Genomic DNA, 13,743 nt, shown 5'->3' with positions numbered 1-13,743 from the left:
GCTCGACGGGGCGCGGATGCACCAAGCGGGCGCGGACTTGCCTACTCGCTCGGCGCGTACACGTTCTGCACGAACGACTCGAAGGCGCTCGCGTCGTCGAGTGCCCCGGTGTAGGCGGTTCCGTTCACCACGACGAGCGGCGCGGTGTCGAGGGCCGCCACGTCTGAGTTCGGAACCGATGCTTGGGCCCTGCCCGTCGCATCCACGACCCAGTCGTCAAAGGTGCCCGACGTGATGCAGTCGGCGACCGCGGCGTCGGTCACGCCGGCGGTCTGCACGAGAGTGACGAGGGCGTCATCGGCGAGGCCCGACGCCCCCGCCGTGGACTGCGCGGTGGCCAGGGCCGTGTTCACGGCCGGAACGGCATCGGGTGACGCATCGGCGACGCAGGCCACCGCGTTCGCCGCGCGCTTCGAGTAGTTCTGGTTCACCGAGTCGTCGAGGGCCACGGGGTGAAGCTCGAGCGTCGCATAGCCCGACGTGACCCATGACAGCAGGGCGCTGCCGTTGGTGGTCTCGAACAGCGCGGAATCGGCGCTTCCGTAGTCGGCGTAGACCACCACGTGCAGAAGCTTGTCGCTCGTGTCGAGCGTGCTGGCCACGGGCGTCGCGTCCGACTCCAGCCCCGCCGCGGTCGCCGCGGTGACGGTGCTGCCGTCGCCCGAGAACAGGATGCCGTCGCTCGCCATGTTCATCGGCCCGAGCACGGGGGTCGGCTGGAGGGCGGACACGATGGTGACCGTTCCGACCGAGAGCACGGCGACTCCGACCACCGCCAGGCCCGTCCTCCAGGCGATGCGTCTGTGCCTCCGCCTGCGGGCGGCCTCCTCGCGTTCGAGCCGCGCGAGTTCGCGGGCCAGCGCGCGGCGGTCCTTCTTGACGAGTCCGGTGAACAGGGTCTTGTCGGCTCTCATCGGCGGGTCTCCTCGGCAGTGCACAGATCGAACGGCCCGACGCTATTCACGCCACCTTCGACGTCGCTATGACTGCGCTTGCAAAACGCTGGGCAGAATGGACCCATGGCATTCGAGAGTTTTCCTCTGCGTCGTGCCCACGAGCATCCACTCGAACCGATGCCCCGCGGCGCGTGGCCCGCGACGCTCGCGCCCGTCATCCACCTGCTCGACGAGGGAATCGACTTCGCGCCTGTCACGGTGTTCGTGGGCGAGAACGGCTCCGGCAAGTCGACCCTCGTCGAGGCGATCGCCCAGGCCTATGGGCTCTCGCCTGAGGGCGGCTCCGTGAACGCCATGCACTCGACCCGGTCGACCGAGTCCGGCCTGTGGCGGCATCTGCAGCTCGTGCGCAACGCGGGGGCGTCGAAGCGCGGCTACTTCCTGCGCGCCGAGACGATGCACGGCTTCTATACGTACCTCGAGCAGAATCCGGGCGCTCGCGCCGAACCGCGCTTCCACGAGCTGTCGCACGGGGAGTCCTTCCTCGAGCTGGTCGTCGACCGGTTCAGGGGGCCGGGCCTGTGGGTGCTCGACGAGCCGGAGTCGGCGCTCTCGTTCACCGGCTGCCTGTCGTTGATCGGCATCCTCAAAGACCTCGTCGCCACGGGAGACTCGCAGGTCATCCTGTCGACACACTCACCGGTGCTCGCCGCTTTTCCGGGCGCCGACATCCAGGAGGTGGGGGAGTGGGGCCTGCGTCGATCGGAATGGGCCGACCTCGACCTGGTGCGCAACCTGACGCTGTTTCTGGATGCCCCGGGCCGGTTTCTGAGGCACGTCTAGGTGGTCTCGATACGCCGTGCTCGTGCCTCGCGACGACTACTCGACCGGCGCAGTCGGGGAACGCATAGTGCAGAGCTAGAATTCTTCAAAACCGAGTAGCCGCTTGGTTTTGCCCACGACGCCTAGGATGCCACTGATGCCAGCCTCACTCGCCCGACTCCGCGATCTCGTTCCCGCCCGCGCCCGCGTGATCATCGACAACGACTTCTCCGGTGATCCCGACGGTCTTCTGCAACTCGCCCACCACCTGCTCTCGCCCTCCGTCGACATCCGCGCCGTCATCGGCTCGCACCTGCGCCCCGGCGACCCGTTCGACCCCAGCGAGGTCACGGCCGACAACGCCGCTCGAGAGGCTCTGGATGTCGTGACGCGGCTCGGCCTCGACGGCCACGTTCCGGTGGTGGCCGGCTCGAACGTCGGCCTGGCCGATCGGGCAACGCCCATCCGGTCTGCGGCGACCGACGCGATCATCGCCGAGGCGATGCGCGACGACACCGACCTGCCGCTGTATCTCGCGTTCGGGGCGGGGCTCACCGAGCTGGCCAGTGCCTGGCTGCTGGAGCCCCGCATCGCCGACCGCCTCACCCTGGTGTGGATCGGCGGGCCCGAGCACCGCGGTCTCGCCGTTGCGCCTCCCGGCTCGGTCGGCCCCGAGTACAACCTCAATATCGACCTGATCGCCGGCCAGGTGGTGTTCGGCGATTCCGGCATTCCCATCTGGCAGATCCCGCGCAACGCCTACCGGCAGACGCTGCTCTCGACCGCCGAGCTCATCACGCGAATCGGGCAGGCGGGGTCGCTGGGCGAGCATCTCGAGCGTGCGATCACCCGGGTGTCGACGATGGCGGGCCGGCAGGGCATCCTGCTGGGTGAGACCTATATCTGCGGCGACAGCCCGCTCGTTCTGCTCACGGCGCTGCAGTCGGCGTTCGAGGCCGATCCGTCATCGAGCGACTACGTCGTGCGGCCCACGCCCTCGTTCGACGACGAGGGCGGCTACATCGAGGCTGCGGGGGTGCGCGACATGCGCGTCTACACCCGGCTCGACGTGCGGCTCATGTTCGACGACCTGTTCGCCAAGCTCGACCTGTTCGCCGCGACAGAGCGATGAGGAGTCGCATGCTCGGCGACCTGGCGGTGTCGTCGATCGCGTTCGGCGGAGCCGGTCTCACGTTCGCGGAGCAGCTCGACGACGCGCGGCGCGAGCAGTTGCTGCGCGTCGCCGTGGATGCCGGGTGCACGCTCATCGACACCGCCCTCGCCTACTCGACGGCCGACGAGAGGCATCACAACGAACGGCTCGTCGCGCGCGCCCTCGGCTCATCGATGCGCGACGGCTCGGTGACCGTGATCTCGAAGGGCGGCCACTACCGCGACGGCGACAGGTTCCCGATCGATGGGCGTCCCGAGGCGATCGCAGCCGATTGCCGGGGCAGCCTCGCGGCGCTGGGCGTCGACGCCATCGACCTGTACCTGCTTCACAAGCCCGATCCCGACGTTCCCCTGGAGGAGAGCGTCGGAGCGCTCGCGACTCTGCGGGAGCAGGGCCTCGTGAAGCGGGTCGGGGTGTCGAACGTGAGCCGAGACGAGCTCAGACGCGCGCAGTCGGTCACCGCGATCGATGCGGTCGAGAATCGGCTCGACCTTGCGCTGCACGACTCGTGGGCGGTGCTCTCGTATGTCACGAAGATCGGTATGCCGTATCTGGCATATTCGCCTCTGGGCGTCGTTCGTGACTGGCAGAAATTCTCGGCGAACGACTTCGTCACGGCGCTCGCGGCTGAACAGGGCGCGTCGCCGCAGCAGCTCGTTCTCGCGTGGATGCTCGTGCAGGGAGCGACCGTGATTCCGATCACGGGGGCCACTCGCGAGGAGAGCATCCGCTCATCCGCCGCTGCGAGCGAGATCCAGCTCACCTCGGAGCAGGCGGTCCGACTCGGCGACCAGATCCGCGCGAGCGCCGGCTAGAGCGGAACGGTGAGCAGCGACTGCACGTAGCGCCGGGTCTCGTCGGCCATGTCGATCGAGTCCTTGTCGAGGAGCCATTGAACTTGCAAGCCGTCCATCAGGGCGACCAGAGATCGCGCGGCGCTGGCCGGGTCGACGCCGACCTCGAGCCGACCCTCGTGTCTCATGTTCTCGAAGGCCGCGGTCGTGAATCCGACGACCCATTTGTATCGATTGATGAAGTACTTGTGGGCGGGATGGTCGGCCGACGTGGCCTCGGCGGACAGAATGCAGTGCAGTTCGACAAGGCCGGGAACGCTGGCGTTGTATTCGACAAGGGACACAAGGCCACGAATCTGCTCGAGACCGTCGGGGTTGTCCATGTTCGTCAGTGTGCGCGACTGGTCGTCGCGCAACTCGAGCACGCCGGCCAGCAGCTCGTTCTTGTTCGAGAAGTGGTGCAGCAGGCCGGCCTGGCTCATACCGACCCGTTCGGCGATCTCGCGGATCGAGCCGCTGCGGAAGCCGTTCGATGAGAAGACCTCGATGCCGGCCTCGAGAATCTCTCGTCGCCGGGCAGCGGTCTTCGCGTACGTGCCGCGGGGCTTTCCGGTAACAGTCATGGGGGCGACTCTACCGGCGAAAATAACGATTCGGTCAAAACCTAGTGGTCGCTCGCTTTTCGTGTTAGCGTCGCCCCAGACGTAGCCCAATGGGGGTCTACATGCACCCGAAAGAGACAACGATGTTCCGATGGAAGAGATTGGCGGCGGTCGCTGCCGTCGTCGCACTGGGCCTGACCGGCTGCTCCGCTTCATCCGGTGGTAGCGAAGATGCGGGAGGCACGCTGACCCTCGGTCAGATCGTTCAGCCGACCACGTTCGCTGCAGCGCAGTCGAACTGGGCGAACGAGTCGCCCTACATGCAGGCCGTCTACGACACCCTCCTCACCGCCGACCCCGAGGGCGAGCTTCAGCCCGGGCTCGCCACCAAGTGGGAGTACAACGACGACAAGACGCAGCTCACGCTCACGCTGCGCGACGATGTGAAGTTCACCGACGGCACCGCCCTCGACGCCGAGGCCGTGGCCCAGAACCTGGTCCGCTTCCGCGACGGCGCCGGCCCCAACGCCTCGTACCTCGTCGACATGACGGATGCGGTCGCCACCGACGCCACGACCGTCACGATCACCCTCAAGGCCGCCAACCCGGCGCTCCTCACCTACCTCTCGCAGAACGCGGGCCTCGTCGAGGCGCCGAGTGCCTTCGAGTCGTCCGACATCCAGACCGTGCCGGTCGGCAGCGGCCCCTACACGCTCGACACGGCGGCGACCGTCATCGGAACCTCCTACGTGTTCAATAAGAACCCCGACTACTGGAACGCCGAGAACCAGCACTACGACAAGATCGTGATGAACGTGTACGGCGACCCGACCGCTCTGCTCAACGCGGTCAAGGGCGGACAGGTCAATGCGGCGAACACCCTCAACAACAACGACGTCGCGCAGATGGAGGCCTCCGGCTTCACGGCGAACCCGCTCGAGCTCAACTGGGCCGGTCTCACCCTGATGGACCGCGACGGAACCGTCGACCCGGCACTCGCCAACGTCAAGGTGCGCCAGGCCATCAACTACGCGTTCGACAAGGACGCGATGCTGAAGACGGTCGAGAGCGGCTTCGGCACCCCGACCACCCAGGTGTTCCCCGAGCGTTCCGCCGCCTACGACAAGAGCCTCGACTCGGCCTACGACTACGACCCCGCCAAGGCCAAGGAGCTCCTGGCCGAGGCAGGCTACGCCGACGGCGTCACCATCCAGATGCCGAGCACGCCCCTCCTCGGATCGGCCACGTTCACGCTGATCCAGCAGCAGCTCGCCGACGTCGGCATCACCGTCGAATACGGCGAGCCCGGCAACAACTTCATCGCCGACGTGCTCACCCCGAAGTACCCCGTGGTCTACATCCCGCTCCAGCAGGGTGGCGACTGGGAGCTGATCCAGTTCCTGATCTCCCCCACGGCGACCTTCAACCCGTACCACACCACCGACGACACGGTGAATGGCTACATCGCCACCGTGCAGAACGGAACCCAGGAAGAAGCCGACAAGGCGGCCGCTGACCTCAACAAGTACCTGGTCGACAACGCCTGGTTCGCACCGTGGTACCGCCCGCAGTCGACCTACGTGACCGACGCGAACACCTCGGTCGTGATGCAGCCCGGCAACGCGGTGCCCTACCTCTGGAACATCACGCCGAAGGCCTAGGCCCTCGGTGCCCGGCCGGCGCCGGCAACCCTTGGTTGTCGGCGCCGGCCGGCCTTCAGCGCAGCTTCATCCCTCTCATTCCCGTAAAGGAACAATGGTGTTGAGATTCATTCTGAGGCGTTTGGCCTCCGGCGTGGTGCTGATCGTCGTCATCTCGACGATCGCCTTCGGCCTGCTCTACGTCGGCGGCGGCGACATCGCCCGCCGCATCCTCGGTCAGACCGCGACGGCCGAGACCGTCGCCCAGAAGACCGAGCAGCTGGGTCTCAACCGGCCCCTCTACGAACAGTTCGTCGACTGGGTGTCCCACGCCGTCGTCGGCGACTTCGGCACATCGTGGTTCACCGGCCAGGAGGTCATTCAGGCCATCTCCTCTCGGGTCGCCGTGACGCTCTCCCTCGTGATCGGCGCGACGCTCATCAGCGCGATCGTCGCCGTGCTGCTCGGTGTGTGGGCCGCGCGCCGGCGTGGCTGGCCGGACAGGCTCGTGCAGGTCATCTCCGTTCTCGGCTTCGCCATTCCCGGGTTCCTCATCGCCCTCGGTCTGGTCATCGTCTTCGCCATCAACCTCGGCTGGTTCAAGCCGACGGGCTTCGTGCAGTTCGCGACCTCGCCCTCGGGCTGGTTGTCGTCGATCACCCTTCCCGTCATCGCCCTGGCCATCGGCGGCATCGCCGGCGTGACCCAGCAGATCCGCGGATCGGTCATCGACGCCCTGCGCCAGGATTACGTGCGCACCCTCCGCAGCCGCGGGCTCTCGGCGAATCGCGTCATCTACAAGCACGTTCTGCGCAACGCCGGTGGTCCTGCCCTCGCCGTTCTCGCGGTGCAGTTCGTCGGTCTGCTCGGCGGGGCCGTGATCGTCGAGCAGGTCTTCGCCATTCCGGGCCTCGGCCAGGTCGCCGTGAGCGCCACCAACCAGGGCGACATTCCACTCGTCATGGGCCTCGTCGTGGTCACGGCCATCATCGTCGTGGTCGTGAACCTCGTCATCGACATTCTGCAAGGCTTCCTCAACCCGAAGGTGCGACTCTCGTGACCTCCTCCATGCCCCTGCCCGATCCGCAGCTGACTCCCGCGCTCGAAGAACGCGCCGCTCGAGTCTCCCTCTTCCGCAAGCTGGTCAAGAACCCCGTGGGCCTCATCGCGCTCATCTTCCTCGGGCTGCTCGTGCTCTCCGCGATCTTCGCCCCGCTGCTCGCTCCGGCCGACCCGAACACCGCCTCGCTGCAGGAGGTTCTCGCTCCTCCTGGAGGCGAGCACCCGCTCGGCGCCGACTCGGCCGGACGCGACGTTCTCTCGAGGCTTCTCTTCGCCACACGGTTCTCGCTCGCCGGCGCCCTGTTGGCCCTCGCGGTCGCCGCGGTCATCGGTGTGGTCAGCGGGTTGATCGCCGGCTACTTCGGCAAGTGGTTCGACTCCGTCTCGTCGTGGTTCGCGGGCCTCCTCATGGCGCTCCCCGGCATCGTCGTGCTGCTCGCGGCCCGGGCCGTGCTCGGCCCGTCGATGTGGCTGTCGATGGCGATCTTCGGCGTGCTGCTGTCGCCCGCGTTCTTCCGGCTGGTCTACGCCTCGGTCTCGGCCGTGCGCAACGAGCTCTACGTCGACGCGGCGCGGGTCGCCGGTCTCTCGGATGCCCGGATCATCGCCCGCCACATCCTCACGGTCGTGCGCGCCCCCGTCATCATCCAGGCCGCCATGATCACGGGAATCGCGATCGCGATCCAGGCCGGACTCGACTTCCTCGGCCTCGGCGACACGACCGTGCCCAGCTGGGGATCGATGCTGAACGACGCGTTCGCCAAGATCTACACCAACCCCGATCTGATGATCTGGCCGGCATCGGCGATCGCCCTCACCTGCATCGCGCTGACGCTGCTCGCCAACGTCATGCGCGACGAGCTCGAGCGAACCGCCGGTCCGGTCAAGCGCCGCAAGAACCGCAACCGCGACACCGAGGCCCCCATCGTCAAGGCCGCCCACCTCTCCACCGTCGGCATGGCCACGATCTCCGAGGAGGAGCGCCGCCTGGCCCTCGAGCAGCCGACCGCCTCGGAGCCGCGAGAGATCGTGCACCCCGTGGTCGTGCATCCCGACCCCGAAGACGGAGGCCGGTCGTCGACCGGCAACCCGTTCGGCGAAGAGCTGCTCTCGGTCAGGAATCTCGCCGTCGGCTACGACCAGCCCGACGGGTCGATCAAGGTCGTGGTCAACGACGTGTCGCTGCGGGTGCGCCGCGGCGAGGTGCACGGACTCATCGGCGAGTCGGGCTCGGGCAAGACCCAGACCGCGTGGAGTGTGCTCCGCCTTCTGCCCGACGGAGGTCGTGTCATCGACGGGTCGATCTCGTTCGAGGGAAAGGACCTGGCCCACGCCACCGAGAACGAGATGACCAAGCTCCGCGGCGCGAAGATCGCGTACATTCCGCAGGAGCCCATGTCGAACCTCGACGCATCGTTCACGATCGGTTCGCAGCTCGTCGAACCGATGCGCGTTGTACTCGGGCTCGGCAAGGCGGAGGCGACCAAGCGTGCCCTCGGACTGCTCGAGCGGGTCGGCATCCCGAACCCCCAGCGCACCTTCGACGCCTATCCGCACGAGGTCTCTGGCGGCATGGCCCAGCGGGTGCTGATCGCGGGCGCCATCTCGTGCGACCCCGATCTGCTCATCGCCGACGAGCCGACGACCGCCCTCGACGTGACGGTGCAGGCCGAGGTTCTGAGTCTGCTGCGCGAGCTGCAGGCGGAGCTGAACATGGGTGTGATCCTGGTGACCCACAACTTCGGCGTCGTCGCCGACCTGTGCGACAGGGTCTCTGTCATGCGCGCCGGTCGCATCGTCGAGACCGGGCCGGTGCGGTCGATCTTCGCGGCACCCCAGCACGAATACACGAAAGCGCTCTTCGCGGCGATCCTCGAGGAGGGCGAGCCCCGCGGCGAGCTCGTCGCCGCACAGACTGAGAAGGAAGGCCTGCGATGAGCGAGCTGCTGCTCGACGTCAAAGACGTCGTGGTCGAATACCCCATCAAGGGATTCCGCAAGGCGCCCTTTAAGGCCCTCAAGGGGGTCTCGCTCGACATCCGACCCGGCGAGACCGTCGGTCTCGTCGGCGAGTCGGGATCGGGCAAGACCACACTCGGTCGCGCCGTGCTGGGACTCGCTCCGGTCACGGGCGGCTCCATCCTCTACAAGGGCGCCGACATCGCCCACCTCGGTCGTCGCGAGCGTCGCGCACTGTCGAGCGAGATCCAGGTGGTCTTCCAAGACCCCTACACCTCGCTCAATCCGTCTCTCACGATCGAGCAGATCCTGGTGGAGCCCCTGACGATCAAGAACATCCCCGCAAAGGAGGCGTCGCGGCGGGTTCTGTCGCTGCTCGACCAGGTCGGCCTGCCGCAGTCGGCCGCCGACCGCCTGCCCCGGGAGTTCTCCGGTGGCCAGCGCCAGCGCATCGCGATCGCCCGAGCCCTCGCCCTCGAGCCGCGACTGATCGTGTGCGACGAGCCGGTGTCGGCGCTCGACCTGTCGACGCAGGCCCGGGTCATGGACCTCTTCAAGGAGATCCAGGAGCGCACCGGTGTGGCCTACCTCTTCGTCTCCCACGACCTCGCGGTGGTGCGCAACCTCAGCCACCGCGTCGCCGTGATGTACCACGGAGAGATCGTGGAGTGGGGTGACGGCGACCAGGTCACCGCGCGCCCGAATCACCCGTACACGCAGCGACTGTTCCTCGCCGCTCCGGTGCCCGACCCCGTGCGCCAGGAGCAGCGTCGTGCCGAGCGCGAGCGCCTTCTGACAGAACAGAGCCAGCAGGGCCAGCAGGCGGCAGCTCTGTGAGCATCCGTTTCGGAGCCGCTTACTATCACGAGTACCAGCCGAGCCCCCGGCTCGACGACGACCTCGACCTCATGCAGCAGGCCGGATTCACGGTCATCCGCGTGGGCGAGTCGGTCTGGTCGACGTGGGAGCCGGAGGACGGCGTCTTCGACCTCGACTGGCTGCAGCCCGTGCTCGACGGCGCCCACGCCCGCTGCATCGGCGTGATCCTCGGCACGCCGACGTACGCCCTGCCCATGTGGCTGGCCCGCAAGCATCCGGAGGTCGCGGCCGACGTGGCGACCGGCGTGCCGAATCGCTGGGGCAACCGGCAGGAGATGGACTTCACCAACCCGGCATTCCTGTTCCATGCCGAGCGCATCATCCGCAAGATCGTCACGCGCTATCGCGACCACCCCGCGATCATCGGCTACCAGGTCGACAACGAGCCGGGCATCCGCCTGCTCTACAACCACGGCGTCTTCGAGGCGTTCAAGGACTCGTTGCGGCACAGCTATAAAGACGTCGAGACGCTGAACCGCGAGTGGGGCCTCGTCTACTGGTCGCATCGGCTCTCGACCTGGGACGACCTCTGGGTTCCCGACGGCAACTACCAGCCGCAGTACGACCTCGCGTGGCGGCGCTTCCAGGCGCAGCTCGTGACCGACTTCATCGGCTGGCAGGCAGGCATCGTGCGCGAGCTCGCCGACCCCAGGCACTTCGTGACCACTTGCATCTCGTACGATCAGCTGGGCGTCGAAGACGTCGACCTCTCGGCCGAGCTCGACGTGGCCAGCGGCAATGCGTACTACGAGATGGAGTCGTCGCTGGCGCATCCGTCGACCGAGGAGCGCTCGACCGGCTGGATCGTCAAGGGCACCTGGGCGCTTTTCCACCTCGCCGACCTCATGTACTCGTCGAAGCAGGCCCGTTTTCTCGTGACCGAGACGAACGCGTCGTCGATCGGGCACTCGCCCATGAACTTCTCGCCCTACGACGGCCAGTGGCGCCAGGCCGCCTGGGCGCTCGTGGCCCGCGGCGCCGACATGATCGAGTACTGGCACTGGCACACGCTGCACTTCGGCACCGAGACCTACTGGGGCGGAATCCTGCCGCACAGCCAGAAGCCCGGTCGCACCTATCGCGAGCTGGCCCTGCTCGGCGCCGAGTTCGGCCGCGCGGGCGAGCTCATCTCCGACGGCACACCCGACGTCGACGTCGCCGTGCTCTACGACTCCGACAGCAAGTTCGCCCTGTCGTCGCAGGCCCCGTTTGCGGCGCCCGGCCAGTACATGGATGCCGACGCGTACCGCAAGATCATGGCGTCGTTCGTGCGGGGCGCGTTCGACGCGGGCCTGCAGACCCGGCTCGTACGCCCGCAGCAGCTCTTCCCCACACGGGCCGCGGATGGCGTCGAGCCGATCGCGGGCCGGGATGCCGCCGCGGTCGCGGCCGAGCTTCCCGTGCTCATCGTGCCCGCCTTCTTCACGGCGGCAGACGCCGAGCTCGACTGGCTGCGCGACTATGCCGAGGCCGGCGGACACCTCGTTCTCGGGCCGCGCTCCGCGTACTCCGACCGAGAGGGCCGTGCCCGCCTCGAGCAGAAGCCCGCGCGGCTCGACGACGCCGCGGGCGCCTGGTACGACGAGCTCGCGAACCTGACCGAACCGCTCGAGGTGACCGCGGCATCCGATGCACCCGACGGCATCGCCGGCCTCGCCCTGCGAGACGGCTCGGCGGCGACCGACTGGATCGACGGACTCACCCCCACCACGGCCGACGACCTCGTGTCGTATGTGCATCCGCATTTCGGCCGCTGGCCCGCCGTGACGACCAGAGCCCATGGCCGGGGTCGCATCACGATGGTCGGCACCGTGCCCAACCAGCAGCTCGCTCACTCGATCGCCGAGTGGCTCGTCGCCGAGCCCGTGGCCGCGTGGGGCGAACTGCCGCCCAGCGTCACCGTGACGAGCTCGACCGGGCCCGATGGGCGCCGCGTCTTCTTCGTGCACAACTGGTCGTGGCTCGAGCACTCGGTCGCGATTCCGCGCGAACTCGTCGATGTGCTGGATGCCGCGGGCCCGGTGCTCGCGTCGGGCTCGGCTCTCGAACTGGGCGCGTGGGACGTGCGCGTGCTCGCGACCGAATCTTTGACGCCTTCTGAAACACCCTCACTCAAGGAGACCCCATGACCCGCTCGCTCGAACTCGACGAGGCCGGAGAAGCCCGCCTGGCAGAGATCGTCGCGTCGCTGACCCTCGACGAGAAGGCCGGCCAGATGTTCCACGCCATGGCCTTCGTCGATGCCTCCGCCATCCCCGCCGAAGACGGGCAGCCGCTGCTTCCGGGCCCGGTGCACGACTTCGTGGTGAAGCACCACGTGACCCACATGAACCTGGTCAACGTGCTGCCGCCCGCCGAGCAGGCGCGCTGGTACAACGCGCTGCAGGTGCTCGCCCGGCAGACCGGATCGGGCGTTCCCGTGACGGTGTCGAGCGACCCGCGCTCCGCCGCGACCGAGCGCGCCGGCGCCTCGCACGCGGCCGGACACTTCTCGGCCTGGCCCGAGCCCACCGGACTCGCAGCGACCCGCGACCCCCAGCTCGCCCGCCGCTTCGGCGACGCGGTGCGGCAGGAGTTCCGGGCCGTGGGCATCCGGCTTCTGCTCGGCCCCCAGATCGACATCGCGACCGAGCCGCGCTGGTCGCGCATCAGCGGAACCTGGGGCGGCGATCCCGAGCTCACGAGCGAACTCGCCTCGGCGTTCATCAAGGCGGTGCAGACTCCCGAGCTCGGACCCGACTCCGTGGCCACGATGGTCAAGCACTTTCCGGGCGGAGGCCCCCAGAAAGACGGGGAGGACCCGCACTTCGCCCACGGCAGGGAGCAGGTCTACCCGGGCGGGCACCTCGCCGAGCACGTCGTGCCGTTCCCGCCCGCGCTCGCGGCCGGAGCCAACCAGGTCATGGCCTACTACGGCATGCCCGTGGGCACCGAGCTCGAAGAGGTGGCGTTCGCCTTCAATCGCCAGGTGATCACCGGAATGCTGCGCGAGGGACTCGAATTCGAGGGCATCATCTCGACCGACTGGGGCGTACTGAACGACCACGAGATCATGGGGCAGATGTTCGTGGCGCGTGCGTGGGGCATCGAGCAGCTCGATCCGCCCGCCCGCACCCAGCGTGCGCTCGAGGCGGGCGTCGACCAGTTCGGCGGCGACTCCGAGAGCTCGCTCGTGGCCCAGCTCGTGCGCGACGGTCGCATCAGCGAGGAGCGCATCGACTCATCGGTGCGACGCATCCTGCGCGAGAAGCTGCGACTCGGCCTGTTCGACGCCGAGCCGCTCGACCCGGCGACGGCTGCGGATGTCGTGGGCCGGGCCGATCTCGTGGCCTCGGGCCTCGAAGCCCAGCGCCGCTCGCTGACGCTGCTCACGAACGGCGACCCGGCGCATCCGACCCTGCCGCTGGCCAACGGGCTGCGCGTCTTCGCGCCCGACATCGACGACGCCGTGCTGTTCGCGTACGCCGACGTCGCGAGCTCGGTCGGCGACGCCGACGTGGTGATCCTGCGCCTCTCGACCCCGCACGATCATCGGCAGACCACGATCTTCGAGAGCAACTTCCACTCGGGGCCGCTCGACTTCGCTCCCGACGAGCTGGCGCGCATCCGCGAAACGCTCGCGGGGCGGCCCACCGTCGTGGTGCAGAACCTCGAGCGCCCGGCAGTCATCCCCGAGATCGCGGCCGAGGCCGCGGCGGTGGTCGGCGACTTCGGATCGAGCGACCGCGCCGTTCTCGACGTGCTCTTCGGCAGGGCCGAGCCCGAGGGACGCCTGCCGTTCCAGCTGCCGCGCTCGATGAGCGACGTGCTCGCCGGCGACCTCGACCAGCCGCACCGCTTCGCCGACCCCCTCTTCGATTTCGGCCACGGCCTCAGCTACTCACACGCTCGACGCTCAACAGAAAGCAAATAAGTC

At 68.0% G+C, this 13,743-nt stretch carries 11 protein-coding genes; 9 read left to right on the top strand and 2 right to left on the bottom strand.

From position 1 onward, the window contains the following. Positions 1 to 41: 41 nt before the first annotated feature. Positions 42 to 914, bottom strand: coding sequence for a thioredoxin domain-containing protein (locus ASF51_RS03505; protein WP_055925216.1), 873 nt, complete (start codon positions 912 to 914; stop codon positions 42 to 44). A gap of 105 nt (positions 915 to 1,019) precedes the next feature. Between ASF51_RS03505 and ASF51_RS03500 the strand changes: the two genes are divergently transcribed. The 3 genes from ASF51_RS03500 (at position 1,020) to ASF51_RS03490 (ending at position 3,707) form a co-directional block, all read left to right on the top strand. Further along, positions 1,020 to 1,739: an AAA family ATPase gene (locus ASF51_RS03500; RefSeq protein WP_055925213.1), complete on the top strand. Its 720-nt coding sequence runs from the start codon at positions 1,020 to 1,022 to the stop codon at positions 1,737 to 1,739. A gap of 136 nt (positions 1,740 to 1,875) precedes the next feature. Next, the gene (locus tag ASF51_RS03495) at positions 1,876 to 2,850 is read left to right on the top strand and encodes a nucleoside hydrolase (protein WP_157411982.1); all 975 of its coding nucleotides are present in this window, start codon (positions 1,876 to 1,878) and stop codon (positions 2,848 to 2,850) included. An 8-nt stretch (positions 2,851 to 2,858) separates the two neighbouring features. Beyond that, positions 2,859 to 3,707 (top strand): aldo/keto reductase, encoded by an 849-nt coding sequence (locus tag ASF51_RS03490; RefSeq protein WP_055925206.1) that lies wholly within the window; start codon positions 2,859 to 2,861, stop codon positions 3,705 to 3,707. On the opposite strand, the gene ASF51_RS03485 is transcribed toward ASF51_RS03490, so the two are convergent. Then, on the bottom strand, positions 3,704 to 4,309 hold the full coding sequence (locus ASF51_RS03485) for a TetR/AcrR family transcriptional regulator (RefSeq protein ID WP_055925203.1): 606 nt from the start codon (positions 4,307 to 4,309) through the stop codon (positions 3,704 to 3,706). The genes ASF51_RS03490 and ASF51_RS03485 overlap by 4 nt on opposite strands. Before the next feature lie 101 nt (positions 4,310 to 4,410). On the opposite strand from ASF51_RS03485, the gene ASF51_RS03480 reads away from it, so the two are divergent. The 6 genes from ASF51_RS03480 to ASF51_RS03455 all read left to right on the top strand — a co-directional run bounded on the left by ASF51_RS03480 (position 4,411) and on the right by ASF51_RS03455 (position 13,740). Continuing rightward, positions 4,411 to 5,949, top strand: coding sequence for an ABC transporter substrate-binding protein (locus ASF51_RS03480; protein ID WP_235497124.1), 1,539 nt, complete (start codon positions 4,411 to 4,413; stop codon positions 5,947 to 5,949). Positions 5,950 to 6,043: 94 nt separating this feature from the next. Beyond that, complete coding sequence (locus ASF51_RS03475; protein ID WP_235497123.1) at positions 6,044 to 6,988, top strand: ABC transporter permease; 945 nt, start codon at positions 6,044 to 6,046, stop codon at positions 6,986 to 6,988. Further along, positions 6,985 to 8,928 carry a dipeptide/oligopeptide/nickel ABC transporter permease/ATP-binding protein gene (locus tag ASF51_RS03470; protein WP_235497122.1) on the top strand — a complete coding sequence of 648 codons (1,944 nt, stop codon included), beginning with the start codon at positions 6,985 to 6,987 and terminating at the stop codon, positions 8,926 to 8,928. The genes ASF51_RS03475 and ASF51_RS03470 overlap by 4 nt, the downstream gene beginning before the upstream one ends. Continuing rightward, positions 8,925 to 9,785 carry an ATP-binding cassette domain-containing protein gene (locus tag ASF51_RS03465; protein ID WP_055925197.1) on the top strand — a complete coding sequence of 287 codons (861 nt, stop codon included), beginning with the start codon at positions 8,925 to 8,927 and terminating at the stop codon, positions 9,783 to 9,785. Before ASF51_RS03470 ends, ASF51_RS03465 begins: the two co-directional genes overlap by 4 nt. Beyond that, positions 9,782 to 11,956 (top strand): beta-galactosidase, encoded by a 2,175-nt coding sequence (locus ASF51_RS03460; RefSeq protein ID WP_235497121.1) that lies wholly within the window; start codon positions 9,782 to 9,784, stop codon positions 11,954 to 11,956. Before ASF51_RS03465 ends, ASF51_RS03460 begins: the two co-directional genes overlap by 4 nt. After that, positions 11,953 to 13,740 carry a glycoside hydrolase family 3 protein gene (locus ASF51_RS03455; protein WP_055925193.1) on the top strand — a complete coding sequence of 596 codons (1,788 nt, stop codon included), beginning with the start codon at positions 11,953 to 11,955 and terminating at the stop codon, positions 13,738 to 13,740. The genes ASF51_RS03460 and ASF51_RS03455 overlap by 4 nt, the downstream gene beginning before the upstream one ends. Positions 13,741 to 13,743 lie beyond the last annotated feature (3 nt).

Origin of the sequence: Agreia sp. Leaf283 (genome assembly GCF_001422485.1) — a bacterium.
In the GTDB taxonomy this organism is placed as follows: domain Bacteria; phylum Actinomycetota; class Actinomycetes; order Actinomycetales; family Microbacteriaceae; genus Agreia.
Note: the sequence above shows the minus strand (reverse complement) of the source record. Positions and strands in the feature narration are given on the sequence as shown.